Here is a 26036-nt window from a genome sequence, read left to right as displayed (position 1 = left end):
CGCGTCAGCTGCGAGCGAGCAGCCGACGCGACGCCGCCAGCGCGACGGCCGCGGCGATCGTCGCGGCGATGGCGATGGTCAGGGCCATCGTGAGAGCGGTCGTCCCGCCCAGGGCGGCCAACGGGCCGACGACGGGACCGACGGTGAACGTGACGGTGCCGAGCACCGCTGCCGCCGTGCCCGCGCGCATCCCGTGCCCGCCGAGCGCGAGCGCCGTGCCGTTCGGCCCGCCCACGCCGGAGGCGAAGAGGAAGCACGCGAGCGCCACCAGCACGCCGGCGACGCCCCACCCCAGCAGCACCCCGGCCAGCAGGAGGAGGGCCGCCGCGACGGTCGCCAGCTGCCCGGTCAGATACATCCGCGCGGGGCCGAGCCGGCGCACGAGCAGGCGGCTCAGCTGTGCGCCCGACAGGTTCGCCAGCGCGTTGAGGGCGAAGAACAGGCTGAACTGCTGCGGGCTGAGGCCGAACTCGTCCTGCAGCACGAAGCTCGACATCGAGAGGTAGCCGAAGAACGCCGCGCCACCGGCGGCCGCGGCCACCACGATGACGACGAAGAGCCCGTCGTGCGAGAGCGCCCGGAAGTCGGCGGCGGTCCGGCGCAGGCCGCCGCTGTGCCGCAGCCCCGGCGGCAACGTCTCGCGCAGGCCGGTGAGGGCCAGCACGAAGAGGGCGAGGCCGACCCCGGCGAGCACGCCGAAGATCCCGCGCCAGTCGAGCACGAGCGCGAGCGCGCCGCCGACGACCGGCGCGATGATCGGGGTGGAGGCGCTGACCAGGGCGAGCAGCGACAGCATCCGCGAGAGCTCGACGCCGCTGTACATGTCGCGCGCGACGGCCATCGTGATGACGAGACCGGCGGAACCGGCGAGCCCCTGCAGCAGCCGGGCGACCAGCAGCACCTGGATGGTGGGGGCGAGGGCGCACACCACCGAGAGGATCGCGAACAGCGCGACACCGACGAGCAGGGGCCGGCGCCTCCCGAACCGGTCGGAGAGCGGACCGGCGACCAGCTGGCCGACGCCCAGCCCGACCATGCACACGGACATCGTCGCCTGCGCCAGGGCGTCGCTCGTGCCGAGGCTGCCGGCGAGCTGGGGGAGCTGCGGCAGATAGAGGTCCATGGACAGCGGTCCGAAGGCCTCCAGCACTCCGAGCACCAGGATGCTGCGCCGCACACTCATCGCGGGACCGGATCCGGCCCCGGCGGCGGGCGCCGCCGAGACGCCCGGCAGCCCGGTCATCGCAGTCGCAGCACGCGCCGCACCCAGCTGTCCCGGGCGTCCAGCGCGGCGCGGGAGACGATCGCGTCCGGCGAGAAGCCCGAGAAGCCGTGGTAGGCGCCCGACCAGACGTGCAGTTCGGCTTCGCCGCCGGTCGCCCAGATGCGGCTCGCGTAGTCGATCGACTCGTCGCGGAACACCTCGGCGGCACCGACCTCGACGTACGCCGGCGGAAGGCCGGAGAGATCGGCGGCGCGGGCGGGGGCCGCATACGGCGACACCCGGTCGGTGAAGCGGTCGGCGCCGAGGATCGCGTTCCACGCGGTGTCGTTGTTGGTGCGGTCCCACGCGCCGATGCCGTCGTACTGCCGGCTCGACGGCGTGCTGTTGCGGTCGTCGAGCATCGGGCAGTTGAGCAGCTGGCCGGCCAGCTGCGGGCCGCCGCGGTCGCGCGCCATCAGTGCGACGGCGGCGGAGAGTCCACCGCCCGCGCTGGCGCCCGAGACGAGCAGGCGCCCGGGGTCGATGCCGAGCTCGCCGGCGTGGGCGGCCATCCAGATCAGGGCGGCGTAGCAGTCCTCACCGGCCGCGGTCCCCGGATGCTCGGGCGAGAGCCGGTACTCGACGGCCACCCCGACGATCCCGTGGCGCACGGCGAGGTCGATCAGCTCGCCGGTGCCGAAGAAGCGTGTGCCGAGCACCTGGCCGCCGCCGTGGATGCCCAGCACACCGGGCGCGTCCGGCCCGGCGTCCACCGGACGGATCACGGTGACCACCACGTCGGGCGCACCCGCGGGACCGGGGATGACGCGGTCCTCCCAGGTGACCGGCACGCCCGCCACCTGCTGCTCGATCGGCGGGATGATCGTGGTGAAGTGCGCCCGGTTCGCCAGGATCGTGTCCTCCCGCAGCGGGATGCGCTCGACCAGGTCGAGGAAGGCCGCGAGCCCCGGCTCGAGCTCCGAGTCGTACGGCGCGGGAGGCGGCGCGGCGCTCATCGGATGCCCAGCACCCGGCGCAGCCACGAGAACCGTGCGTCGAGCGCGGCCCGGGTCAGCTCGCTCGCGGGCGCGTACATGTCGAAGCCGTGGAAGCCTCCCGACCACACGTGCAGCTCGGCCGCGCCGCCCACCGCCCAGATCCGGGAGGCGTACTCGACGTCCTCGTCGCGGAACGGCTCGGCCGCACCCACCTCGATGTAGGCGTGCGGCAGGCCCGAGAGATCGGTCGCGCGGGACGGCGCCGCGTAGGCGGGGGCGTCGGTGCTGAACGCCAGCTCCTCGCCGAGCACGCACTCCCACGCGAGCAGGTTCGTCTCGCGGGTCCAGGTGCCGATCCCGGCGTACTGCCGGCTCGACACCGTCGTGTTCGTGTTGTCGATCATCGGGCACAGGAGCAGCTGCCCGGCCAGCGCGGGGCCGCCGCGGTCGCGGGCGAGCAGCGAGACCGCGGCGGCGAACCCGCCCCCCGCGCTGCCGCCCATCACGACGATGCGCTCGGGGTCGGCTCCGAGCTCGTGGGCGTGGGCCGCCAGCCAGACAAGCCCCGCGTAGCAGTCCTCCACGCCCGCGGGGTACGGGTCCTCGGGGGCGAGGCGGTACTCCACGTTGACCGCGATCACGCCGAGCTCGTCGACGAGCTGCACCAGGCGGCCGGTCTCCCAGCTGCGGTGGCCGACGATCATTCCGCCGCCGTGGATGTTGTAGAGCACCGGCAGGGCGGGTCTGGTCGCGTCGTGGCCGCGCGGCGTCAGCACGGTGATCTCGAGATCGGGCGCCCCGGCGGGCCCGGGGATGACGCGGTCGTGGGCGTCGATCGGCAGGTCGCCGATCACGTCGGCGGCGCTCGGGAACATCGTCGCCGCGCCGTCGCGCGCGTGCGGGATGGTCTCCCGGCTCAGCGCAGGCTGCGGGTCGGCGGCCATCGCGTCGAGAACGGGGGCGATGTCGGGATCGAACGGGACGGGGATCATCGGTGGCTCCTGGCGGTGGTGTCGTTCGTGTGCGGATGGAGGAGGTGGGAGAGGGTGCGGCTCACGGACCTTCTGGGTCGACCGCGTCCCGGTCGGCCCAGAAGGGTGCGACCCGCTCGCGGATCAGCTCTGCGCCCAGCCGGTCGAGCAGGGCGACGGCGTCGAGGTTCGAGCGCACCTGTTCGAGGCGGCTCGCTCCGAAGAGCGTGGTGGCCGTCGCGGGGTGGGTCAGCGTGAACGCGACGGCGAGCTGGGCGGGCGTGGCCCCCAGGTCGTCGGCGAGGGCGGCGAACGCCGGGACGTCCGCGACGATGCGCTCCCGCACCGCTCCCGGGTCGCGGCCGACCTCGCGGCCCGGCGTGATGTTGCCGGCGAGGATGCCGCCCTCCATCACGTCGGACGCCTGCATCGAGAGGCCCTGCTCCCACAGCCGGGCGAACGGGGCGCCGTCGGGGATCGAGCGGCGCGCGACGCTGTACTTGAGCTGGGCCAGCTGCGGGCCGGGGACGCCCTCGGCGGCGGCGATGTCGAGAAGGGACTGGATGTTCGTCGCCGACCAGTTGTTGACGCCCCACGCGCGGATGAGGCCCGCGTCGGCGAGGGCCGCCAGGTCGAGCACGAGGTCGCGCAGCTCGAGGTCGTCGCGCCGCAGGTCGCCGAGCACGACGAGATCGGCGTACTCGCTGCCGACCCGGAAGAGGGCGTGCTCCAGCTGGGGCCGGAAGCCTCCCTCGCCGAAGCCCTCGAGCCACAGCTTCTCCGACAGCAGGTAGCTCTCGCGCGGGAGGCCCGCGGCCCGGACGATCGCCGAGAACAGCACGTCGGTGAAGACCGGCGGCTGCGCGCCGCGGAATCCGTAGACGCCGACGTCGAAGAGGTTCACGCCGTGCTCGACGGCGAAGGCGACCATGTCGACCGCGTCGGCGAAGTCCATCCGGTCGTAGGTGTGCCACGAGCCGAGGGCCAGGACGCCCGCCTCCAGGCCGGAGGTGCCGATCGGGCGGGTGGGGATGCGGGAGGTCATGCTGCTGCTCCTTCTGCGCTCAGCCGAGGCGCGGGTCGATGACGGCTTTGATCTCGCCGAGGGCGGCCATGGTCGCGATCCGCTCCGAGGCGTCGGCGAGGCCGACGGGCGCGCTGAACAGGTCGTCCCACGGCATCCGGTCGGCGAAGGCGCGGAAGAAGTCGATCGCCCGGGCGTAGTCGCCGATGTCGCCGTTCAGGGAGCCGACGACCGTGAGCTCCCTGCCCATGATCGCGCTCAGTGCGACGGGATCGCCGACGGGGCCGGTGGAGCCGACCACGACGAAGGTGCCGCGCACGGAGGCCATGGCCACGGCCTCCGGGCCCACGCTGCGGGCGCCCGCGAAGTCGAGCACGAGATCGGCGCCAGCGCCGTCGGTGAGGGCGAGCACACGCTCGATCGTCGCCTCCGATCCGTCCGCGATGTCGACGACGTCGTCGGCGCCGAAGCGACGGGCCGCCGCCAGCCGGTCGGCCGGGGCTCCGACCGTGATGACCTGCCCGGCGCCCGAGAGATGCGCGACGGCGGTCGCGAAGATGCCCAGGGCGCCGGAGCCCTGCACGACGACGCGGGAGCCCGGCCGCACGCCGCCGGCGCGTGCGAAGGCACGGAGCACGGTCTTCGCCGCGCATCCCGCCATCGACGCCCAGGTGTCCTTCACCTCGGCGGGGAGCAGCAGCTTCGCCGCTCCCGGCACGACGTACGCGTGGTCGGCGAGTCCGGCCGTCGCGTAGGGCGGAACGTCGGAGCGCTGCAGGAATCCGTAGCCGCGGCGCGAGCAGTGCACCGGCTCGCGCAGCACGGTGCAGCCGAAGCACTCGCCGCAGGTGGACTCCGACCAGCCGATGCGGTCGCCGACGACGATCGGGCGGCCGAGGGCGTCGTGGGTGCCTGCGCCGACGGCGACCACCTCGCCGACCATCTCGTGTCCGAGGACGAGCGGCAGCATCCCGGGGAAGCTCATCGCCCCCGACCAGATCTCGATGTCGGTCCCGCACAGTGTGGCGCACGAGATGCGGACCAGGGCGGCGCCCGGCTCGATCTCCTCCGGCAGAGGGAGTTCCTGCAGTGTGAGCGGCTCGCCGTGCGCGGTGAGGACGGCGGCACGCGTGGTGCGGGGGATCGGGGGGACCGTGGGGATCGTCATCGATTGCTCCGGATCTCGACGCGCGGATGTCGTCGGCGTGGGTTATTCTACATACGTTGACCAAAATGGGAACAGGGGATCCACTCCGGTTCCCGACCGTCTCGAGGAGGAGCCGTGCAGCCAGCAGCCACCCCCGACCGCAGCGCGGACCTCGTCCTGCGCGGCGGCGTCGTCCACACGCTCGACGACGCGGGCTCCACCGCGCAGGCCATCGCCCTGCGCCACGGCCGGGTGCTCCGCGTCGGCACCGACGCCGAGATCGACGAGACGATCGCCCGCGGCACCCGTGTCGTCGACCTCGACGGCCGCGCCGTGCTCCCCGGGATCAACGATTCGCACCTGCACGCGGCCTGGCTGGGCGCGATGTGGCCGCACACCGTGTTCGGTCCGGGCGGCGCACCCGAGGCCCCGGCGGCGTCCATCGGGTCCGCGGAGGATGCCGTCGCCGGCGTCGAGGCGGCCGGCGACCCGCACGACACCTCCGGTTCGGCGCCGCTGCTCACGACGCGCGAGGAGCGTCGCGCGGCCATCCTGCGCGCGGGCGAGCTCATCGCCTCCCTCGGCATCACCAGCTACACCGAGCCCGGGCTCGGTCCGGGCGAGGACGACGGCGCGACCGGATGCTTCGGCCAGGACGTGTTCGAGGCCTACGGCGAGCTCGAGGCCGAGCGCGCCCTCACCGCGCGCGTCACCGTCCTGGGCCTCTTCGGCGTGCTGGACGGCCCGAGCGCGCTGCGCGACGTGCTCGCCGGGCTGCCCGGGCTCCGGCGAGAGACGGCGCGGCCGAGCCGGCTGCGCGTGGCCGGGGTCAAGATCTTCGCCGACGGCATCCCGCCCATGCACCAGGCGTGGACGCACCACCGCTACCCGGACGGCACCCAGGGCGGGCTGCTCGTCGAGGGGGCCGATCCCGAGGAGCGGGCGGCCGCGCTGCGCCGGATGATCCGGGAGGCCAACCGGCTCGGCCTGCAGGTCGGCGTGCACGCGACCGGCGACCGCACCATCGACACGGTGGTGGAGGCGGTGGAGGAGGCCCTCGCGCAGACGAAGACCGACCTCGGCCACTACGTCATCCACGGCGACCTGGTCGGCGCCGACGCCCTCGCGCGCATGGCCCGCCTCGGGATGGGGCTGAACATCCAGGCGGGGATCGCGGCGCACACCGCCTCGTGGGTCGCCGCCGTGCTCGGCGACGAGGTGGCCGCCTCGGCCTGGCCGATCCGGGCGGCCTGGGCGGCCGGCGTGCCCGTCTCGCTCAGCTCGGACGCCCCGATCCTCGCCCCCGACTGGCGGCAGGGGATCGCCGATGCCGACGCGTGGATCGGGGCGCCCGTGCCCGGTGGCGAGCGCGCCCGCATGCTCGACCTGCTGCGTGCGTACACGACCGTGCCGGCCCGTCAGGACGGCGCCGCCGCGTGGAAGGGCTCCCTCGAGCCGCGCAAGGCGGCCGACCTCTGCGTGCTGGAGGCGGATCCGCTGACGCTGACCCCGGCCGAGCTGCCCGGGGTCGCCGTCGACCTCACGGTGGTCGACGGCGACATCGTCTTCGAGCGGGTGCCCGTCACGTCGGTGTGAGCGGGCGCGTGCTGGCGCGTGCTGGTCAGACCAGCAGCTGCCCGCCGTCGACGGCGAGGCTCACGCCGGTGATGTGGGCGGCGTCCTGCCCGGCGAGGAAGACCACGGCGGGGGCGATGTCGTCCACCTCCGCGAGGCGGGCGAGCGGAATGCGGGCGGCCCACGCGGCGCGCTCGGGCGATCCCTCGGGCATCCCGAGCTGCAGCATCGGCGTGAGCACGGGACCGGGGGCCACCGCGTTGACGCGGATGCCGTCGCCCGCCAGTTCGATCGCGGCCCAGCGGGTGAGCGAGTCGACCGCCGCCTTGCTCGACTCGTAGGCGCCCATGCCCGGCGTGGGCTGACGGCCACCGATCGAGGAGATGTTCACGATCGCTCCGCGCGTGCCGGTCGCCGTCATGTGGCGCGCGACCGCCTGGGTCACCGTGAAGGTGCCGAGGATGTTGACGCGCACGATGAGGTCGTAGTCCCCCGCGGAGAGCTCGGTGAGGCGGCCGTGCACCGAGAGCACCCCGGCGTTGTTGACGAGCACGTCGACCGGGCCGTGATCGGCCGCCACCTGCTCGACCATCGCGGCGACGGCCTCCGGGTCGGTGATGTCGACGGCCACGGCGGCGACGCCGAGGTCGCTCGCGGCCGCGGCCACCGCATCGGCGTCGACGTCGGCCAGCACGACGCGGTCGCCGAGCTCGGCGAATGCGCGGCCGATGCCGCGGCCGATCCCGCCGGCGCCGCCGGTGACGACGACGGTGCGTGCGGGGGAGGGGGATGCGGTCATGAGTGGGCCTCTCTGCTCCTGGCCGCGACGTCGCGGCGCGTGGTTATATTATACGACTGTAGAAAAACCGACATCGACCGCTCGACGCAAGGAGGCCTCGTGCCCGAGACCGGAACCATCCCCACCCGCCCGCTCGGCCCCGCCGGCCCCGACGTGCCGGTGTTCGCCCTCGGCTCCTGGAACACCTGGGACCGGATGGCGCCGGACGACGCCGTCGCGCTCATCCAGCGTGCCCACGAGGTCGGAGCGGCCTTCTTCGACGTCGCGCACTACAACATGGGGCCGCACGCCGAGAACGCACGCACCGACCTGCTGTTCGGCGAGGCCGTGCGGGCCGCCGGACTGGCGCGCGAGGACTACCTGCTCTGCGGCAAGCTCTGGCTCTGGGAGTACCCGCAGACGTCGTTCGCCGACCAGCTCGCCGTCTCCCTCGACCGCATCGGCGTCGATCGCGCCGACCTCATCGTCGTCGGCGACTATTTCGGCGAGGTGGATGTGCGCCGGATCGTCCGCGACGTCGCCGCCGAGATCGCGCAGGGCCGTTTCGAATCCTGGGGCGTCAACAACTGGCTGATCGGCGACGTGCGCCTCGCTCTCGACGTGGCCGAGGAGGAAGGGCTGACCCCGCCGACGTTCGCGCAGCTCAAGTACGGGCTCGTCCGCCGGTCGATGGCCGAGGGGGAGCCCTACGGGGCGCTCTTCGCCGACGGGCGGCTGGCGCTGCAGGCCTCCGACGTCTTCGAGGGCGGCATCCTGGCCGGCAGGCTGTCGCCCTCGCGCAAGATCGGCGCCGACGTGGGCGGCATCCGCGAGCGCATCGTCGCCGCCTACCCCGAGGTGGAGCGCGTGGCCACCTCGCTCGACGCCACGCCCACCCAGCTCGGCCTCGCTTTCGCGCTCGCGCATCCCGCGACCGCGAACGTGCTCTTCGGCGTGAGCCGCCTGGAGCAGCTCGAGGACAACCTCGGGGCGCTCGCGCTGCTCGACCGGGTCGGTGCGGAGGCGCTCAGGGAGCGCACCGCTCACCTCTGGCTCGACCGCGACGTCGCCCCCGACGGCACCTGGGCACCCTGACCCGCCTGCCCAGTACTGGCGATTCGGCCCAAATGTCGTGAATAGCGCCGCCATTCACGACATTCGTGCCGAATGTGCGGGGGGTCAGGCGAGGAAGGCGAGGGCGGCGTCGCGGAACGCGGGGGAGTGGAGGGCGCCGAGGTGGTCGCCCGGCACGCGGGCGAGCCGCGCGTCGGGAACGATCGCGGTCAGCCCCTCCAGGCCCTGGGTCATCGCGTCGTCGACGCCGGCGACGAACAGGGTGGGCACGTCGGGCCGCGCGGCCGCGGGGTCTTCGGGTGCGAAGGGCTGCGACCCGAGCCCTGTGACGAGGGCGAGGAGCGAGTCCGTGTCGCGGCCCGGTCCCGACACCATCCCGGCCATCATCCCGGCGAAGGGATCGGCGGGCGGCTCGCCGTCGACGGCGCGCGCGACGGCGACCACGTCCATGCCCGCGAACGGCTCGAACGGGCTCAGGCCGCCGAGCACGAGCCGGCGCACGCGTCCGGTCGCGGCGGGCAGCTCCCACGCCAGGCGTGCACCGAGGGAGTACCCGATCACGTCGACGCGGTCGGCGCCGGTCGCATCGACGACGGTGGCGAGAGAAGCCGCGAGTGCGGCCACGACGGCGGTCGTCGACGCGCCGGCGCCGGCGACAGCGGGGGAGTCGCCGTGCCCGGGGAGGTCGATCAGGTACGCGTCGCGGCCGGCGGCGGCCAGCGCGTCCGCCCAGCCGTCGAAGTCCTCCCGGGCCGAGGAGGCGAAGCCATGCAGGAGCAGCACGGGCGGGAGCGCGGTGGTGGTCCGGGAACCGGCCGGTGCAGGCAGTGGGTGCACCGCGAGCGCGGAGAGGGGAGTGGGAGCAGGCATCGTCGACCTCCGGGTGAATTGTTTTTCTATGATAGTAGAAAATAAACGTCTCCGTCGGTAGAGTCATCCCGATCCCGCGGGCAGCCGCGGGCCACGAACCCCAACAGAAAGAGCGTGACCGTGACAACGACCCGTCCTGCGACGCCCGAAGCCATCGTCGACATCGCGATCGGCTTCATGGGCGCGAAGCAGCTCTTCGCCGCCAGCCGCGTCGGCCTGTTCGCCGCCCTCACCGACGGCCCGCTCGGCGCCGACGCCCTCGCCGCCGCGACGGGAGTGCCGCCGCGTCAGGCGCGCATCCTCGCCGACAGCATGGCGGCCCAGGGCCTGCTGACCCGCGTCGACGGCCGCTACGACCTCGAGCCCGACGCCCGCGCCTTCCTCACCGGCGAGAACGCCGAACTCGACCTGACGCCGTTCCTCGCCTTCCTCGGCACCACCAGCTACACCCAGTGGCTCGGCTACGACGCGACCGTCGACAGCGACGCCCCGGGCGTCCTGGAGCTGGACGAGTCGGGCTGGGGCGACTTCCTCGCCGGTGTCATGCGCTACAACGAGCTGCACGCGGCGATGCTGGGCGACGCCTTCGACTTCACCCCGTACCGCTCCGCTCTCGACCTCGGCGGTCTCAGCCCGGCATTCGCGGTCGAGGGCCTGAAGGCGAACCCCGGCCTCCACGTGCGCTTCGTGTTCGACCCGGCCTCCGTCGACTCCGTGCGCGAGGCGGTGGAGGCCGCCGGATACGGCGACCGCAGCACCGTCGAGGGAGCCGACACCGCGACGGCCCAGCCGGGCGGCGAGCACGACCTCGTGCTGGTCAACCACGTCATCCACCGCTTCGACGACGCGCAGAACCGGGCGATCTTCGCCAACGCCCGCGCGGCGGCGGCGGCCGGGGCGACCCTGGTCGTCCTGGACTTCTTCCTCGACGACGACCCGCAGCAGCGCAAGATCGACGCGCTGCACGCGGGGGAGTACTACAACATCGACGGCACGGTCGTGTACCCCGAGGCGACCGTGCGGTCGTGGCTCGAGGCGGCCGGCTGGCGGCCCGAGCGCACCGTCGCCCTGCCGGGCAGCCCGCGCATCCTCCTCGCGACGGCCGTCTGAGCTCGGCTAGCGTGAGGGGCGTGGCCGCCCCCGAGAGCATCCGATCCGATGTGCACCTGGTGCGCATCCCGATGCCCGGCGGCGGCCTGCCCTTCTCGCTCTGCTACCTGCTCGAGGATGCGGAGGGCCGCATCCACGTCATCGATCCGGGATCCCCGGGTCCGCTCGCCGTGGCGCTCATCGATGGCGCCCTCCACGCGATCGGGAAGCGGCTCGGCGACGTCTCGTCGATCCTCGTCACCCACCTGCACTCCGACCACGCGGGGGCGGCGGCGGCCCTCCGCGCGGCGACGGGGGCGCCGGTCCTGATGCACGAGCGCGAGCGCGACGCCCTCGCCGAATCGCACGGGGCCGCCGGTCTGGAGACGACGACCCTCGACGACTGGGGCGTCCCGGCGGACCGCCGCGCGGAGCTGCTCGCGCTGCCCGCGCTGCCGGTGGACGGCGTCGCCGCTCCGGATGCCGTGCTGACCGACGGTCAGCTGCTCGACATCCCGGGCCGGCGCGTCCGCGCGCTCTGGACCCCCGGCCACACGGCCGGCCACCTCTGCTTCGACGACGAGGACCGCGGCGTCCTCTTCACCGGCGACCACATCCTCCCCACGGTGAACCCGGGGCTCGGGCTCGGTGGGCCCGCGACCGACCCGATCGGGGACTATCTGACCGCGCTGCGCCGGGTCGCCGCGCTCGACCGGGAGGCGCTGCCCGGCCACGAAGGGCCGTTCCCGACTCTGGCGGAGCGCTGCGCCGAGCTCGCCGAGCACCACCTCCGCCGCGCCCGGCAGGTGCAGGCCACCCTCCGTCTGCGGCCCGGAGCCTCCGTCTGGGAGGTCGCGGCGACCTTGACGTGGACGGGAGGATGGGAGGCCCTCGCAGGCTTCACCTTGGCGTCCGCACTCGCGCAGACCGCGATGCACCGCGCGTTCGTCCGGTCGGGCGCGGCTATCGCGTGGTGAGGCGGTGGAAGAACGCCTCGATCTGCGCCTCGAGGAGTGCGGGCGTCGAGAGGTCGGGGGCGATCAGGCTCATGATGTTCGCGCCCGCGTTGATCAGCACGATCTCGTCGACCAGCTGCTCGTCCGGCGTCGCGGTCACGATGTCGCCGTCCGCGCGGCCCTGGGCGATGTAGGAGGCCAGCCCCGCTCGCCACGAGACGAGGTGATCGCGGTACGCCTGGTGCAGCTCCTCATTCGAGAGAGCACGCTCCCAGAAGCTCAGGAGCACGCGCCCGGCGGTGATCGCCTCGGGCGTGGTCGGTGCCGACGCCTCCACGATCGCGCGCAGCGCCTCGAGGCCGGTCTTGCCGCCGACCGCCTGCTCGACGCCGCCGCTCATCATGCCGAGCGCACGCTCGTACGTGCCCTGGATGATCTCGTCCTTGCCCGGGAAGTAGTGCTTGAGGGCGCCGTTGGCGAATCCCGCCTCGCTGGCGATCTCGCGCATCGTCGCCGCCTCGAGGCCGCCCTTGACGATCAGCCCCCAGGTGACGTCGATGATGTCGGAGCGGCGCTGATCGTGGTCGATCACCTTGGGCATGGTCCTCCACTCGTCCGTCGAACACCCGTCCGTGAGACGGCGTTGTTCGTCCACAAGTGTAGGGGAATGGGGTCAGTCCCGACGGTGCACGGCGCGCCCGGCGAAATACGTCGCCCGCGGCCGCAGCCCCACCAACTCGCCGACCGGGATCGCGAAGGGGTCGACGTCGAAGACGGCGAAGTCGGCCGAGAGCCCCGGAGCGAGCGAGCCGGTCGTGTCACCGAGCCCCATGGCACGGGCGCCGTTGACGGTGAAGACCTCGATCGCCTCCGCGAGTGTGATGGCCTGCTCCGGTCCGAGCGTCCCGGGGCGGACCCCCGAGGGATCGGCACGCGTGACCAGCCCCTGGATGCCCTCCCACGGGTTCGGCGTCTCGCTCACCGGCCAGTCCGAGCCGCCGGCGACCAGGGCGCCCGAATCGATCAGCGACCGGTTCGGCTGGAGCCCCGCCACCTCGGCGGCCGGGCGCACGGTGCCGAGCGCATCGGCGATCACGCCCGGGAACCACAGGAACGGCGAGATGTCGGCGGCCACCCCGAGCTGCGCGAAGCGGGGGAGGTCCTCCGGCGCGATGAACTGCCCGTGCGCGATCTGGTAGATCGGCGCGGTGTGCCCCTCCGACCGCACGACCTCAACCGCATCCAGCACCATCCGCACCGACGCGTCGCCGGTGCAGTGGATCTTGGCGGAGATGCCGAGGGCGGCGGTACGGCGCAGCCAGTCGAGCAGCTCGGCGGCGGGCATGGTCGTCCCGCCGTGCCAGGGGGCGTCGTCGTGCCCGGACTGCTCATCGTCGCCCTCGGCCGGCAGGTACGGCTCGAGGAAGGCGCCGGTGCGGGCGGGCGGTGTCCCGTCGAGGAAGATCTTCACGAAGTCCGGCCGGTGGTGTTCGCCGGAGAGCTCGTCGCGGTGGGCGATGAGCGCGTCGCCGAGCTCGTCGTACCCGAAGATCTGGTCGTTGACGGTCATGGACGACACCACCCACGCGTCGAGCTCGCCGCGGGCGTCGAGAGCGGCCAGCGCCCGCATCTGCGGCAGCGAGATGGCGGCGTCCTGGAAGGCGGTGATGCCGTAGCTGTGCAGGATCTCGATTCCGCGGGCGGACGCCCGCACATCCTGTTCGGCCGACAGCGCCACCGCGGGGGCGGACACCGCCTCCACGAGCAGCCCCGCGGCCTCGAGCAGCACGCCCGTGGGCTCCCCGGTGGCGGGATCGCGGAGGATCGAACCGCCCTCCGGGTCGGGCGTCGCGGCATCGATCCCAGCGAGTTCGAGGGCGCGGGCGCTCGCCCAGCGGTTGTGATGGCTGTCGTCGGTCAGGAGCACGGGACGGCCCCCGGCCGCGGCGTCGAGCGCGTGTCGCGCCGTGGCGCGCCCGAGCGTGTCGAGGAGTCCCGTGCCCCAGCTGCTGCCGACGATCCACTCGTCGGGGCCGAGGGTCGCCGCCCGGCCGCGTACCGCGTCGACGATCCCGTCGAGGGATGCGGTATTCGGGAAGGTCAGCTCGAAGAGCTCGGCCCGCCCGGCGTGGGCGTGGTGGTTGTGGACATCCACCAGGCCCGGCATGGCGAAGGCGCCGGCGAGGTCGATGGTCCGGGTCCCGCTGTCGCGGAACCGTTCGATCTCCTCCGCCGTCCCGACGGCCAGGATGCGCCCGTCGCGCACGGCGAACGCCTCGGCCCGGGAGCGCGCGGCGTCGACCGGATAGATGGTGCCGCCGGTGACGATGAGGTCCGCGCCGACGATTGGTTCTGCGCCGACGATGGGGTCTGCGCCGCTCACGCCGTCGCCGGGTCGTATGCGGCCGGGTGCACGGTGTTGCTCAGGAGGCGGCCGTGGGCGCCGAACGTGAAGTGCGTCGGCTGCTCCCCGCTCGCGTCGAGCCCGAAGAGGACGCCGTGGGAGCGCAGGGCCCGCTGGTCGCGGTGATCGGCGATGGTCACCGATGCGCACGGGATGACCTTCTCGCGCCAGGAGAAGACGAGGATCCCGGGCCGCACCTCCCACACCGAGCTCTCGTCGGTGTCGGCCAGCCCGCGCTCGGGTCCGGCGAGGCACTGCCAGGTGTACCACTGCGGCCCGAGGTAGACGTGCTCGTAGGCGTGCTCCGTGCTGTACTCCCACAGCACCCGGCGCCCGACCAGTGTCGTGGAGGGGGCGGCGGCCGTGCCGGATGTCGTCAGCTCCTCGATCACCGAGGGGACGAAGAGCTGCTTGACGGCGGTGTTGCCGGGGAATGCGCCGCCGATCGCCTGCACCACGGAGAGCGCCCGGCCCGAGTGGAGGTCGAGGACGAGCGAGACCGCCTCGGTCGGGTCGTACTCGTGGTGGAACTGCACGAAGTAAAGGCCGTCGTCGACCAGGAACGCCTCGTAGTCGTCGGCGCTCTCCGTGTGCGGGATCGGGTCTCCGGCTCCCGGGACGTACTCCCACTCGACCCGGTGCTCGGCGAAGCGGTGCACGATCCGCGTGCCCCTGTCGTCGACGAGTGTCGCCGTGCGTCCCGCGAGGTCGGTCGAGTGCTCCGCCTTGTTCGCGTCGAAGCCGGGCGCGAGCCCGTCGAGGGGCAGCCAGGCGGCGGTGTCGGTGAGGTCGTCGATGGGCATTGCGGTTCCTTCCGTCGTCCGCCCAGTATCCGCAGGCGCTCGCCCGTGCCGGAAGGGCGGGGGAGCGGATGTGCGGCTGCGGTCAACCGTCGTTCCGGCGTCGCCAAGCCGCGGCCCGGTGCGGCCCGGCCCGGCCAGGTCCGGTCAGGCCCGACCAAGCCAGATCAGCGCAGCTCGGCCGCGATGGCCTGCGCTGCCAGACGCAGCCGCTCGGCGACCGCCTCCACCTCGCGCCCGTTGGCCACGAACACGACGGCGACAGCGGCGGGGGCGCGGTCCGGCAGCACGAGGGGCACTGCGACGGACGCGAGCCCGGGGATCACCTCGTCGTGGCTCGTGGCGTATCCCCGTTGCCGGGCCTCCGCGGCCTCGTCGCGCGGGTGCTCGTCGGGCAGCGCCCGCCACTGCGAGCCCGTGAGCACGGACTGGATCGCGATGCCGGGGGCCCCGGAGGCCAGCGGGTGCCGGGTCCCCGGGCGCTGCACCAGGGTCGCGTGGGCGTGGGAGGGCTCGACGCTCACCAGGGTGACGACCTCGTGCCGGTCGAGCACGGCGACGAAGGCCGTCATCGAGAGGTCGTTCGCGATCGCGGTCAGCTGCGGCAGGGACGCGGACTGCAGGTCGCGCGACACCGCGCGCGCCAGCGTGGCCATCCGCGGCCCCAGCTGCACGGCGCCGGCGGCGTCGCGGACGACGAGGCCGTGGTCCTCCAGCGTGCGCAGGATGCGGTAGGCGATCGAGCGATGCACCCCGAGCGACTCGGAGAGGGCCGCGATGGTCATCGGATCCTCCGACTCGGCCAGGATCTCCAGCAGCCGGATGCCGCGCGAGAGCGTCTGCGAGTGCGGCGCGCTCTGCTCGCCCGGTCGATCCATGGAGCCATTCTGTCCCATCGAGGCCCTTCCTCACTCGCGGCCGATGGTGGGCCGGTTCAGGGCAGGGCCTCAGAGCAGGGCCTCAGAGCAGCGTCTCGACCCCGAGCCGCACACGGTCGCCGAGCCCGACCCCCTCCGCGCGACGCACGGAACCTTTGATCGAGACGATGTACGCGCCCTCGGCGCTCTCCGGGAAGATCGACGTCGACCAGCGCGATCCGCCGAGCGTCATCATCACCTTCACCGAGCCGAAGCCGGCCGGGGGATGCGGTTGGAGCCGGATCTCCTCCGACACGTCGTCGGGCAGACGCGCGAACACCCACAGGTCGCGCCGGGCCTCCCACCGGAACAGCTCTGCCTCGAACTCGTACCGCACTCCCGCCATGCCCTCCACCCTGGCACGGGCCCCCGACATCCGCCCCCTCCCGCTGCGCGCACCGCGGCCGATACAGTGACCGTGACCGGATCGCCACCGCATCCGCCCCGAGGAGGTCCCATGTCCGTCAAGCGCCCCGGATCCGTGACGTTCGTCGCCGTCCTGACCTACATCAACGGCATCCTCAACATCATCGGCGGCGTGGTCCTGCTCTTCACGCGCGAGTCCGCTCCGGGAGCGCAGACCGCCGGCGGCCTGGCCGGGGTCACCACGTCCGCGATCGTCTCGATCGTGCTGGGGATCGTGATCCTGATCGTGGCGCGCGGCCTGCTGAACGGCAGCACGGTCTCCCGTGCGCTGGTCACGCTCGTCATGATCCTCAACCTGATCAACGGGGTCCTCCTGCTCTTCACACTGCAGTTCTTCAGCGGGGTGCTGGACATCCTGTGGGCGATCATCGTCCTCTCGCTGCTGTTCACCCGCCGGGCCAACGCGTTCTTCACCGGGCAGCCGACGGCCTGACCGTTCCGCAGGCGGCGCCCGAACACGAGAGAATGGATCCGGGCGTCGTCGCCGCGTCGTCCGCGGGCGCCCCCGCACGACGAGAGAGGGACGGGCAGAAGAGACGATGGGCTGGTCGACCTGGTTCCGAGGGGGAGCACCGAAGAAGAAGACGGTGCGCACCCGGCCCTTCGACGAGGAGGCGCTGACCGCCCCGCCCGCGCCGACCCTGGACCAGTCCGTCGAGGAAGGCATGCTCCTGGCGGAATACGCCACCCGCATGGCCATCAAGAACCACATCGTCGTCGACACCATCCAGTACGGAAACGACTTCGATCCCGCGCGGCACACCGGCGAAGCGGCGCGCATCCTGCGCGAACTGGCCTCCGAGCAGGGCCAGGCCGCCGGCCGCATCGACGAGGAGCTCTCCGTCGCGACGGGCCTGCGCGGGGACGCCACCCATCCGCACGACTACCGGGACGTGGATCTCGACAACCTGAACCTGCGCAAGTCGGCGGCGCTCGCCCTCGCCCAGCAGCTGCGCGCGAAGGCGGATTCCGACGACGAGCTGCTCGCCCTGGTCGAGCGCGGCCGTCAGGACGCGTGGGACGACGTCGGCACGGCGATCGAAGCGGGCCTCGACGCCCTCTCGGGTGTGGAGGCGCTGCGCGACGACTACGAGCGCGAGAAGCCGGCACGGCTCAAACTGCTCATCTGGCGCGATCTCGCCAAGTTGGAGGAGGAGCGGACCGGGTACTGACCCGGATCAGCCCCGCAGCGAGACCGGCGGCACCAGGGTGCCGGCCTCGGTCCGCACCCAGCGGTCGCCGGTCGCTCGTTTCTCGCCCCGGGTCGTGAAGCGGTAGAGGTGCATCGTCGCGCGGACCGCCCGGGGCGCCGCACCACCGAACGGATCGGTGCGCAGCAGCTTCAGCGTCGGGCCGTCCGCCTCCAGCAGCCGCAGCAGGAACACCTGGAACCAGGGGGAGTCCCGTGACCCGAGCGCGAGGAACCACATCAGCCAGTCCAGGCGCAGGTGGTAGGGCGCGAACTGCGCCGGGAGCCGCCGGACGTCACCGGGCTTGCCCTTGAACGCGTACTCACGCCACTCCGCTCGCCGGTCCTGCGGATCGTCCGCCGTGCCCTCGACCGTCACCTCGAAGCGCTCGCGCGTCACGCTGCCGAACGCGCCGTAGGCGTTGACCAGGTGCCAGCGGTTGAAGCTGGCGTTCATCAGCTGGCGGCGGCGGAACAGGTTCTTCAGCGGCGGCCAGCTGAGCGCGACCAGCCCGGCCGTGACCACCAGGGCGACCACCGCGTACCCGGGCGCAACGGACTCGGCGCCGAGCCCGCCGAGGTGAGCGCCGCCGTCCGCCCACGACAGCGCCCAGCTCCACACCCCATCGCTCACCGCCGAGAACGCCAGCACGATGGTGATGGCGTTCAGCCACGCGAAGTTGCCGGTGGCGACCAGCCACAGCTGGGTGAGCACCACGATCGCCGCCGCGCCCGCGGCGACCGGTTGGGGCAGGAAGAGCAGCCAGGGCACCGCGAGCTGCGCCACGTGATTGCCGAGCACCTCGACGCGGTGGAACCACTTCGGCAGCAGGTGCGCCGTGCGGCTGAGCGGGTTCGGCATCGGCTGGGTCTCGTGGTGGTAGTACAGGGCGGTCAGATCGCGCCAGACGCGGTCGCCGCGCATCTTGATCATGCCCGCGCCGAACTCCAGGCGGAACACGAGCCAGCGCAGCAGCAGGATGATCGTGATCGGCGGCGCGGTGTCGGCCGACCCGAGGAAGGCGACCGTGAAACCGGCCTCGCACAGGAGGCTCTCCCAGCCGAAGCCGTAGAAGGTCTGCCCGATGTTCACGATCGAGAGGTACAGGAACCAGACGACCAGGAACACGGGGACGAACACCCAGCTCGGCGTCAGCTGGAGCACGCCGAGCACGACGAGCGCCGACAGGGCCGTTCCCGTCACCGCGACGACGCGGAGCAGCCGGTCGGTGTAGATCGGGCGCCCGGAGCGCTGCAGGCGGAAGAGCGTCGGCTGTGCCCGTCCGTAGGCCGACCTCAGGAACCGCGGTGCGGGCAGCAGCCCGTGTTCGCCGAGCAGGGCGGGGAACTGGTTGAGCGCCGAGACGAAAGCGACGACGTAGAGCAGCGCCACACCGCGCTGCAGGATCTCGCGGGCGATCGTGTAGTCGCCGCCCGCGAGCCAGCCGAGCACATCCATCCGGCACCTCCCGCTCCTTCGTACTCTCGAACCGGCAGGCGGTTCAATCGGTGGAGGAGTCCGGGGGCGGCGGTCAGGCGGCGTTCAGGCGGCGGGCGGCATCCAGGCTGATCGCGCGGTGGTCGGAGGCGCCCGGAGGCAGCACGTCGACGCGCTCGATGTCGAAGCCGGTGGAGGTGACGAAGTCGAAGTAGCCGGTGAAGAACTTGTACCGCAGGTAGGTCGGCTCGGTGCTGCGCATCAGGGTGTACCCGCTCGTGGTCAGGCTGCGTTCGAGGCCGTTGATGAACCACGGGTAGTTGAAGTCGCCGACCATGATCGCCGGGGTGTCGGGGGCGAGCGAGCGCATCCCCTCGTGGGCGGCGGCGATCTGCTTGCGGCGCAGGGAGTTGGAGGCGGTCAGCGGGGCCGCGTGGAACGAGCCGACCAGCACGTTGTCGCCGCTGTCGCGGTCGCGCAGGTGCACGGCGAGCAGACGCTCGTGCGCGGGGGCGAGCACGCGGTCGTGCAGGGACTTGCGGACGGCGAAGACCTGGGTGTTCAGGATCTCGTAGCGGTCGTCGCGCACATAGACGGCGAGGCCGAGGCGGTTGGCCCGCGTCGCGTCGGCGAGGCTCAGGTGGTGGAGGCGGTCGGGGAGGATCTCGGTGTCCGCCTCCTGCAGGCACAGGGCGTCCACGTCGTGGGTCAGGGCGATGTCCGCCAGCTCGTGCCCGGCGGCGTGCTTGCGGAGGTTGTAGCTGATGATCCTCAGGGCGATGCACCTCATCTCGTGGTCCGGCCAGTCGAGGGGGCGCGGTCGGACGCGCTAGTCATTCTGGCCCAACTCCGGCCCGGCGCCGGGGGGCGGGCCGCATCCCACATGGAATTCACACCCTGGTCATCGGGAGTTCGGGCGGTACGGTGGACCCATGGCAGGCGACGCGGTCATCCTCACCGTCCCGGGCCCGAGCGGCGACCGGGAGGTGCGCATCTCGAGCCCCGGCCGGGTGCTCTGGCCCGAGCTCGGCATCACGAAGCTCGATCTGGCGAACTACCTGGTGACGGTGGGCGACGCGTTCGTCCGGGCGAACGGGGACCGTCCCGTCTCGCTGCAGCGCTTTCCCGAGGGCATCGACGGCGAGCAGTTCTTCTCCAAGAACCCGCCGCGCGGCGCCCCGGACTACGTCCGGTCGGTGATGGTCGTGTATCCCAGCGCCCGCTCGCATCCGCAGCTGGTCATCGACGAGCCGGCCGCCGCGGTCTGGGCGGCGCAGATGAACACGGTCGTCTTCCACCCGTGGCCGTCGCGCGCAGAGGACTCCGACAACCCCGACCAGCTGCGCATCGACCTCGACCCGCAGCCCGGAACGGAGTTCGCGGACGCGATCCCGGCGGCGATCGAGCTGCGCGCGGTGCTCCGCGAGGCCGGGCTGGACGCCTTCGTGAAGACCTCGGGCAACCGTGGGCTGCACGTCTTCGCACCCATCGAGCCGGTCCGCGAGTTCCTCGACGTGCGGCATGCGGTGATCGCGGCCGCGCGCGAATTGGAGCGGCGCCTGCCGGACACCGTGACGACCGCGTGGTGGAAGGAGGAGCGCGGCGAGAAGATCTTCGTCGACTTCAACCAGGCGAACCGCGACCGCACGATGGCGGGTGCGTACAGTCCGCGGGCGCTGGCGCACGCCCCCGTCTCCACTCCGATCACGTGGGACGAGCTCCCGGGCGTCGATCCGCGCGGATTCACCGTGCTCACCGTGCCCGACCGGCTGGCGACCGTCGGCGACCCGTGGGAGCGCTTCGGCGACGATCCGGGCCGGATCGACGTGCTGCTGGACTGGTGGCAGCGCGACCTCGACGCGGGCCTCGGCGAGCTGCCCTTCCCTCCGGACTATCCGAAGATGCCGGGGGAGCCGCCGCGCGTGCAGCCGAGCCGCGCGAAGAAGTCCTGAGGGGCGGCAGGTCTCAGGTGAGCACGTCGCCGAGGTCGTAGGCCACGGGGCGGTCGAGCTGATCGAAGGTGCAGGATCGCGCCTCGCGGTCGGGACGCCAGCGTTCGAATTGCGCCGTGTGACGGAAGCGCATGCCCTCCATCTGGTCGTAGCGCACCTCCAGCACGCGCTCGGGGCGCAACCGCACGAACGAGACGTCCTTGCCGGCGGAGAATCGGCTGCGCTCCGTCTCGCCGGTGACGGCCGCCCCGGTGTCGTCGCGTTCGACCAGCGGCTCCAGCTCGTCGATGAGCGCGAGCCGGGTGGCGTCGGTGAACGCGGAGACCCCGCCGACGTTGCGCAGTGAACCGTCGGAGTCGTACAGGCCGAGGAGCAGGGATCCGACGCCGCGCCCGCTGGCGTGGATGCGGTAGCCGAGCACGACGACGTCGGCGGTGCGGTGATGCTTGATCTTCAGCAGCGTTCGCTTGTTCGGGGAGTACGGCCCCGCCAGCGGCTTCGCGACGACCCCGTCGAGCCCGGCGCCCTCGAATTCGACCAGCCAGCGCCGGGCGAGCTCCACGTCGGTCGTCGTGCGGGTGAGGGCGATCGGTGCGGGCAGCGCCGCGGCGAACCCCTCGAGAGCGGCTCGGCGCTCGCTGAAGGGCCGGTCGAGGTACGATTCGTCGCCGAGTGCGATGAGGTCGAACGCGATGAAGGTCGCGGGTGTCTGCTCGGCGAGCAGCTTCACGCGGCTGGCGGCGGGGTGGATGCGCTGGGAGAGCGCCTCCCAGTCGAGGCGTTGACGCCCGGGTTCGCCGGTGGGGACGACGATCTCGCCGTCGAGCACGCACGGCCCGGGGAGCAGCCGCCGGAACGCGTCGACCAGGTCGGGGAAGTAGCGTGTGAGCATCTTGGAGCCGCGGCTGCCGATCTCGACCGTCCCGATCGCGTCGCCGTCGCCCGGTTCCGCGTAGACGATCGCCCGGAAGCCGTCCCATTTGGGTTCGTAGCTGAGGCCGCCGTCCACGGTGCCGGGGTCGGGGACCGCCGGCACGGCTTTGGCGAGCATCGGCGCGACGGGGGACTCCGGTGTGGGGCGCATGCCTCGATCATCCCGCGCGGACAGCGGCGGCGGAAGGGCGCGCAGTCTGGGCGTCGGCTTCGAGGTGCGGGCCGCGGGGTTGAGGTTAGGTAAGCCTGCCCTATACTCGAACACGAGATGCACCGACCCGACCATTCCTCCCACACCGCCGAGACGGCGCACCACGACGACCGCGTGCAGTTCCTGGTCGTCGGCGACGAGAGTTCGCTCTCGGAGGTGGAGGCCGAGCTCGCTCTTCTGCCGCTGTGCGCCCGCGGCCGAGTGTTCGTGGAGGTCGAGGATGCGGAGCACGTCTCTGCGATCGCTGCCCCCATCCGGATGACGGTGACCTGGTTGACGCGCGCGACGCGTTCGGGTCGCCCCGGCACCGGTGAGCGCTGCGCGCGCGGCGAGGCCGCCGCACGGGCCGTCCGTGCGTGGGCGACGGAGATGTTGTGCGATGGTCCCGGCGCGACTCAGGCGATCGTGACCGGCGGTTTCTCCCTCGTGACCGAGGTGCGGGAGCTGCTCGTGGGCGAGGTGGGGATGGACCGCGACGCGGTCGTCACACCGGAGCGCCCGCACCGACGAGCTGCTGTGTGACCGTCCAGAGGTCGCGGCCGAGCTGGGCGTCCTTCGCCTGCGCCGTCGTCGTGCCGTTGGCGGTCAGTCGGTCGAAGTAGGTGCCGCTCGGCGCCTGCACCGGCGACTCGGCTGCGAGCCTGACCAGGGGAGCCGCGCCTTCGGCGACCGGGATGCCGTAGCTGCCGCGCGTGACCAGCGCGCCGAAGCGGATCAGCGGCGATGTCCGTCCGAAGTTGGTGGCGATGGTACCCGGATGGAACGAGTACGCGGTCACGCCGGTCCCGGTGAGGCGCTCGGCGAGCTCGACCGTGAACAGGATGGTCGCGAGCTTGGCGGTGCCGTAGGCGGGCCAGCCGCCGCGCCAGGGGCGCTGCTCCCAGTCGAGGTCGTCGAGGCGCAGGCGGCCGAACCGGTTGGCGAGGCTGGCGGTGTTGACCACCCGCACGTCGCGTCCGGTCGCGGCCGTCGCCTCGAGTCGGGGGCGCAGCAGGTGGGTGAGCAGGAACGGCGCCAGGTGGTTGTTCTGGATGGTGCGTTCGTGGCCGTCGACGGTGACTTCGCGTGCGTGGTTGAGCCCGCCGGCGTTGTTCGCCAGCACGTCGATCGTCTCGTACCTCTCGAGCAGTGCGTCGGCGAGGGCGCGCACGTCGTCGAGTCGTTCGAAGTCGGCGAGGAACGGTGTCGCCCCCACCTTCTCGGCGACGGCCCTGGTCCGTTCGGGGTTGCGTCCGACGACGGCGACGTCGTTGCCGAGAGCCGTCAGCTGCTCGGCGGCGATCACGCCGATCCCGGAGCTCGCTCCCGTCAGGACGATGGTCCGGCGCAGCGGAGTGCGGTCCTCCGTGCCCGGCTCGGCGTCCGTTCCCTCGGTGCCGCTCATCGATATCCGCCCTTCTCCAGCCCTGCCTCGATCTCGAACCGGTTGCGCAGGGGATCGCGTCCGGACAGCAGGTAGAGCAGGGGGAACACCATCCCGTAGCGCTGCCACTGCCGTTTGTGCACGGCCTCGTGCTCGAGGACGTCGTCGCTGACGTTCTGGTTCGTGAGGTAGCACTGCCCGACGCAGGAGCCGCCGCGGCCGAAGGTGCGTTCGGGCATCCCTCGGAAGACGAAGAGCCCGGCCCGGCGTTCGACCCTGCCGGTGCTCCAGATGAAGCCCCAGGTGACTCCGACGGCCGTGGCGTAGAGGTAGCCGAGCCAGCTGATCGGGGAGTCGAACAGCAGCCGGCCGGGCAGGCTGCGGTCGATCGCGTCGAGCACCCGGTCGCGAGCGCTCACGAGGTGGGCCGGCCGTAGGTCTCGAGCAGACGCAGCCAGACCTCGCTGATGGTCGGGTAGGACGGGACCGCGTGCCAGAGGCGCGCCAGCGGCACCTCGCCGACGACGGCCACCGTCGCCGAGTGCAGCAGCTCCCCGACGTCCTGTCCGACGAACGTGACGCCGAGCACGACCTGCCGGTCCTCGTCGACGATCATGCGCGCCTGTCCCTCGTAGTTGTCGGCGACGACCGACGCGCCGCTCACCGAGCCGATCGCGTAGTCCACCACACGGATGCGGTAGCCGGCCTTCTCGGCGGCCGCCGCGGTCAGACCGACGGATGCGACCTCCGGATCGGTGAAGGTGACCTGCGGCACCGAGCGGTGGTCGGCGGTCGCGACGTACGTGCCCCACGGTTCCAGCGAGACGTGCGCGCCATGCGCGCGGGCGGCGATCGCGTCGCCGGCGGCCCGCGCCTGGTACTTGCCCTGGTGGGTGAGCAGGGCGCGGTGGTTCACGTCGCCGACCCCGTACAGCCAACCGCCGTCGACGGCGGGCTCGCCGTCGCCGTCGACGACGCGCATGCTGTCGTCGACGGTCAACCATCCGCCGTCCTCGAGCCCGAACGCCTCGAGCCCGATGCCGGAGGTGCGGGGGAGCCTGCCGGTCGCGACGAGGAACTCGTCCGTCTCGATCGTGCTGCCGTCGTCGAGAGCGATCCGGAAGCGGTCGCCCTCGATGCGCTCCACCGACGTCGGGCTGACGTCGAGGTGCACGTTCGCGCCGAGGTCGCGGAGCGACGCGGCGACCGCCTCGCCGGCGAACGGCTCGTCGTTCGCCAGGAGCGCTCCGCGTGAGATCAGGTGGACCTCCGTGCCGAACCCCGCGTACGCCGTCGCCATCTCGACGCCGACGACCCCGCCGCCGAGGATCGCGAGCGACACCGGCACCCGCTGCACGCTCGTCGCATCGCGGCTGGTCCACGGCTCGCTCTCGCGCAGACCCGGGATGTCGGGGAGGAGAGCGGCGGACCCGGTGCTGACCGCGACCGCGTGCTTCGCCGTGAGGACGGTGACCGTGCCGTCCTCGGCCGTGACGGTGACCTCCTTCGGGGCGGTGATCACCGCCCAGCCGCGCACGAGGTCGATCCCGGCGCCCTCGAGCCAGGAGACCTGTCCGTCGTCCTTCCACTCGCTCGTCATGCGGTCGCGGCGCGTGAGCACCGCTTGCACGTCGAGCGGGCCGGTGATCGCCTCCCGGACGCCACCGACCTTCGACGCCGCGCGCAGCAGCGCCCCGCTTCGCAGCAGCGTTTTGGAGGGCATGCAGGCCCAGTACGAGCACTCTCCGCCCACCAGCTCGGACTCGACGATCACGGTGCGCATCCCGCCCTGGACGGCGCGGTCGGCGACGTTCTCGCCGATCGCGCCCGCTCCGATCACGATGACGTCGTACTCGGTGGTGGTCATGGTGTCTCCTTCTGCTTCCGGTCGCGTCGTGTCGTGTCGAGTCGTCGGGCGCGGATCAGCGCCCCACGAACCGGGCCTCGGTCCGGGTGAGGAACGCCTCCATGCCGATGCGGGCGTCCTCGCTCGTGACGAGACGCACCAGTGCCGGCTGCAGCTCGGCCTCCGCCGCGGCGTCGCCGTCGCGCACGGCGCGCTTGGCGTTCGCGAGGGCCGCCTGCACGGCGAGCGGCGCCTGCGCCGCGATCCGCTCGGCGATGGCGAGCGCGCGGTCGAACTGCTCGCCGTCCGCCACCACCTCTTGCACGAGCCCGATGCGGTGGGCCTCGGCGGCATCGAAGGTGTCGCCGGTCAGGATGTAGCGCATCGCGTTGCCCCAGCCCACGGCGCGGGGGAACCGCAGCGTCGCACCGCCGAACGGCAGGATGCCACGGGTGACCTCGATCTGCCCGAACGTGGTCGACTCTGCGGCGACGGCGATGTCGGAGGCCAGGATGAGTTCGATGCCGAGGGTGAGGCACGTGCCCTGCACGGCGACGACGACTGGTTTGGACAGGGAGGTGCCGGACACCTGCCACGGGTCGATCCCGTCGTCGCCGACGAACGAGAGGCCGTCCGCGCCGATCCGCGGACCGAGGTCCGCGAGGTCGAGTCCGGCGGTGAAGTGGTCGCCCACCGCATGCACGAGGCCGACCCGCAGCTCCGGGTCGCGCTCGAGCTCGCCGTACGCGTCGGCGAGCGCGGAGAGCAGCTCGAAATCGGCGGCGTTGCGCTTCTCGGGGCGATTGAAGCCGATCAGCAGCACGTGGCCCCTGCGCTCGGTGCGGATCTTCGGTTCGGTCATGGCTCCAAG

The 26036-nt window shown here is 72.5% G+C and carries 27 protein-coding genes; 8 read left to right on the top strand and 19 right to left on the bottom strand.

Features of this window, described 5'->3' with window-relative positions:
- Positions 1-4 precede the first annotated feature (4 nt).
- From ACFVU2_RS13065 to ACFVU2_RS13045, 5 genes are all read right to left on the bottom strand, one after another.
- Positions 5-1243, bottom strand: coding sequence for a multidrug effflux MFS transporter (locus tag ACFVU2_RS13065; RefSeq protein ID WP_387874878.1), 1239 nt, complete (start codon positions 1241-1243; stop codon positions 5-7).
- Entirely contained in the window at positions 1240-2220 is a 981-nt protein-coding gene (locus ACFVU2_RS13060) for an alpha/beta hydrolase (RefSeq protein ID WP_387874875.1), read from the bottom strand. Before ACFVU2_RS13060 ends, ACFVU2_RS13065 begins: the two co-directional genes overlap by 4 nt.
- A complete protein-coding gene (locus tag ACFVU2_RS13055; RefSeq protein WP_387874872.1) occupies positions 2217-3194 on the bottom strand; it encodes an alpha/beta hydrolase in 978 nt (325 codons plus the stop codon). Before ACFVU2_RS13055 ends, ACFVU2_RS13060 begins: the two co-directional genes overlap by 4 nt.
- A gap of 61 nt (positions 3195-3255) precedes the next feature.
- Positions 3256-4218, bottom strand: coding sequence for an aldo/keto reductase (locus ACFVU2_RS13050; RefSeq protein WP_387874870.1), 963 nt, complete (start codon positions 4216-4218; stop codon positions 3256-3258).
- A gap of 19 nt (positions 4219-4237) precedes the next feature.
- Positions 4238-5365: a zinc-binding dehydrogenase gene (locus ACFVU2_RS13045; protein ID WP_387874869.1), complete on the bottom strand. Its 1128-nt coding sequence runs from the start codon at positions 5363-5365 to the stop codon at positions 4238-4240.
- 114 nt (positions 5366-5479) lie between these two features.
- Here ACFVU2_RS13045 and ACFVU2_RS13040 point away from each other — a divergent pair, with 114 nt between their 5' ends.
- Positions 5480-6940 carry an amidohydrolase gene (locus tag ACFVU2_RS13040; protein WP_387874867.1) on the top strand — a complete coding sequence of 487 codons (1461 nt, stop codon included), beginning with the start codon at positions 5480-5482 and terminating at the stop codon, positions 6938-6940.
- A 25-nt stretch (positions 6941-6965) separates the two neighbouring features.
- Here ACFVU2_RS13040 and ACFVU2_RS13035 read toward each other — a convergent pair whose 3' ends face one another.
- Complete coding sequence (locus ACFVU2_RS13035) at positions 6966-7718, bottom strand: SDR family NAD(P)-dependent oxidoreductase (protein WP_387874865.1); 753 nt, start codon at positions 7716-7718, stop codon at positions 6966-6968.
- Positions 7719-7817: 99 nt separating this feature from the next.
- Here ACFVU2_RS13035 and ACFVU2_RS13030 point away from each other — a divergent pair, with 99 nt between their 5' ends.
- Positions 7818-8792: an aldo/keto reductase gene (locus ACFVU2_RS13030; RefSeq protein ID WP_387874863.1), complete on the top strand. Its 975-nt coding sequence runs from the start codon at positions 7818-7820 to the stop codon at positions 8790-8792.
- Positions 8793-8876: 84 nt separating this feature from the next.
- Here ACFVU2_RS13030 and ACFVU2_RS13025 read toward each other — a convergent pair whose 3' ends face one another.
- Positions 8877-9641, bottom strand: a complete 765-nt coding sequence (locus ACFVU2_RS13025) for an alpha/beta fold hydrolase (RefSeq protein ID WP_387874862.1) — start codon at positions 9639-9641, stop codon at positions 8877-8879.
- Positions 9642-9755: 114 nt separating this feature from the next.
- Between ACFVU2_RS13025 and ACFVU2_RS13020 the strand changes: the two genes are divergently transcribed.
- Together ACFVU2_RS13020 and ACFVU2_RS13015 are read left to right on the top strand one after the other, a co-directional pair.
- Positions 9756-10751 carry a methyltransferase gene (locus ACFVU2_RS13020; RefSeq protein ID WP_387874860.1) on the top strand — a complete coding sequence of 332 codons (996 nt, stop codon included), beginning with the start codon at positions 9756-9758 and terminating at the stop codon, positions 10749-10751.
- Positions 10752-10771: 20 nt separating this feature from the next.
- Complete coding sequence (locus ACFVU2_RS13015) at positions 10772-11707, top strand: MBL fold metallo-hydrolase (RefSeq protein ID WP_387874857.1); 936 nt, start codon at positions 10772-10774, stop codon at positions 11705-11707.
- Here ACFVU2_RS13015 and ACFVU2_RS13010 read toward each other — a convergent pair.
- The 5 genes from ACFVU2_RS13010 to ACFVU2_RS12990 form a co-directional block, all read right to left on the bottom strand.
- A complete protein-coding gene (locus tag ACFVU2_RS13010; protein ID WP_387874854.1) occupies positions 11694-12287 on the bottom strand; it encodes a TetR/AcrR family transcriptional regulator in 594 nt (197 codons plus the stop codon). The genes ACFVU2_RS13015 and ACFVU2_RS13010 overlap by 14 nt on opposite strands.
- Before the next feature lie 72 nt (positions 12288-12359).
- Positions 12360-14069: an amidohydrolase gene (locus ACFVU2_RS13005; protein WP_387874852.1), complete on the bottom strand. Its 1710-nt coding sequence runs from the start codon at positions 14067-14069 to the stop codon at positions 12360-12362.
- Entirely contained in the window at positions 14066-14893 is an 828-nt protein-coding gene (locus ACFVU2_RS13000; RefSeq protein WP_387874851.1) for a MoaF C-terminal domain-containing protein, read from the bottom strand. Before ACFVU2_RS13000 ends, ACFVU2_RS13005 begins: the two co-directional genes overlap by 4 nt.
- 164 nt (positions 14894-15057) lie before the next feature.
- Entirely contained in the window at positions 15058-15768 is a 711-nt protein-coding gene (locus tag ACFVU2_RS12995) for an IclR family transcriptional regulator (protein WP_387874849.1), read from the bottom strand.
- 82 nt (positions 15769-15850) lie between these two features.
- Positions 15851-16153, bottom strand: a complete 303-nt coding sequence (locus ACFVU2_RS12990; protein WP_387874847.1) for a DUF1905 domain-containing protein — start codon at positions 16151-16153, stop codon at positions 15851-15853.
- A gap of 111 nt (positions 16154-16264) precedes the next feature.
- On the opposite strand from ACFVU2_RS12990, the gene ACFVU2_RS12985 reads away from it, so the two are divergent.
- A complete protein-coding gene (locus ACFVU2_RS12985) occupies positions 16265-16666 on the top strand; it encodes a hypothetical protein (RefSeq protein WP_387874845.1) in 402 nt (133 codons plus the stop codon).
- Positions 16667-16772: 106 nt separating this feature from the next.
- Positions 16773-17405, top strand: a complete 633-nt coding sequence (locus ACFVU2_RS12980; RefSeq protein WP_387874842.1) for a hypothetical protein — start codon at positions 16773-16775, stop codon at positions 17403-17405.
- Positions 17406-17411: 6 nt separating this feature from the next.
- Here the strand turns inward: ACFVU2_RS12980 and ACFVU2_RS12975 are convergent, their stop codons facing one another.
- Both ACFVU2_RS12975 and ACFVU2_RS12970 read right to left on the bottom strand, forming a co-directional pair.
- Positions 17412-18881 carry a lipase maturation factor family protein gene (locus tag ACFVU2_RS12975; protein ID WP_387874840.1) on the bottom strand — a complete coding sequence of 490 codons (1470 nt, stop codon included), beginning with the start codon at positions 18879-18881 and terminating at the stop codon, positions 17412-17414.
- 73 nt (positions 18882-18954) lie between these two features.
- A complete protein-coding gene (locus ACFVU2_RS12970; protein WP_387874838.1) occupies positions 18955-19650 on the bottom strand; it encodes an endonuclease/exonuclease/phosphatase family protein in 696 nt (231 codons plus the stop codon).
- 142 nt (positions 19651-19792) lie between these two features.
- On the opposite strand from ACFVU2_RS12970, the gene ligD reads away from it, so the two are divergent.
- Positions 19793-20812 (top strand): non-homologous end-joining DNA ligase, encoded by a 1020-nt coding sequence (ligD, locus tag ACFVU2_RS12965; RefSeq protein WP_387874836.1) that lies wholly within the window; start codon positions 19793-19795, stop codon positions 20810-20812.
- A gap of 13 nt (positions 20813-20825) precedes the next feature.
- On the opposite strand, the gene ACFVU2_RS12960 is transcribed toward ligD, so the two are convergent.
- Complete coding sequence (locus ACFVU2_RS12960; RefSeq protein ID WP_387874833.1) at positions 20826-21896, bottom strand: ATP-dependent DNA ligase; 1071 nt, start codon at positions 21894-21896, stop codon at positions 20826-20828.
- Between the two features lie 117 nt (positions 21897-22013).
- On the opposite strand from ACFVU2_RS12960, the gene ACFVU2_RS12955 reads away from it, so the two are divergent.
- Entirely contained in the window at positions 22014-22478 is a 465-nt protein-coding gene (locus ACFVU2_RS12955) for an SIP domain-containing protein (protein ID WP_387874831.1), read from the top strand.
- Here the strand turns inward: ACFVU2_RS12955 and ACFVU2_RS12950 are convergent.
- Genes ACFVU2_RS12950 through ACFVU2_RS12935 form a run of 4 tightly spaced genes read right to left on the bottom strand, consistent with a single transcriptional unit; the run spans position 22441 to position 26027 of the window.
- Positions 22441-23340 carry an SDR family NAD(P)-dependent oxidoreductase gene (locus tag ACFVU2_RS12950; protein WP_387874829.1) on the bottom strand — a complete coding sequence of 300 codons (900 nt, stop codon included), beginning with the start codon at positions 23338-23340 and terminating at the stop codon, positions 22441-22443. The two genes, ACFVU2_RS12955 and ACFVU2_RS12950, sit on opposite strands and share 38 nt — an antisense overlap.
- The gene (locus ACFVU2_RS12945) at positions 23337-23738 is read right to left on the bottom strand and encodes a Fe-S oxidoreductase (RefSeq protein ID WP_387874826.1); all 402 of its coding nucleotides are present in this window, start codon (positions 23736-23738) and stop codon (positions 23337-23339) included. The genes ACFVU2_RS12950 and ACFVU2_RS12945 overlap by 4 nt, the downstream gene beginning before the upstream one ends.
- Positions 23735-25186, bottom strand: a complete 1452-nt coding sequence (locus ACFVU2_RS12940) for a dihydrolipoyl dehydrogenase family protein (protein WP_387874824.1) — start codon at positions 25184-25186, stop codon at positions 23735-23737. Before ACFVU2_RS12940 ends, ACFVU2_RS12945 begins: the two co-directional genes overlap by 4 nt.
- Positions 25187-25241: 55 nt before the next feature.
- Positions 25242-26027: a crotonase/enoyl-CoA hydratase family protein gene (locus tag ACFVU2_RS12935; RefSeq protein ID WP_387874821.1), complete on the bottom strand. Its 786-nt coding sequence runs from the start codon at positions 26025-26027 to the stop codon at positions 25242-25244.
- Between the last annotated feature and the right edge of the window lie 9 nt (positions 26028-26036).

Source organism: Leifsonia sp. NPDC058194 (assembly GCF_042883605.1).
Taxonomy (GTDB): Bacteria; Actinomycetota; Actinomycetes; order Actinomycetales; family Microbacteriaceae; genus Leifsonia.
The sequence above is the reverse complement of the archived record's forward strand: the minus strand, read 5'-3'. Positions and strand labels throughout refer to the sequence as shown.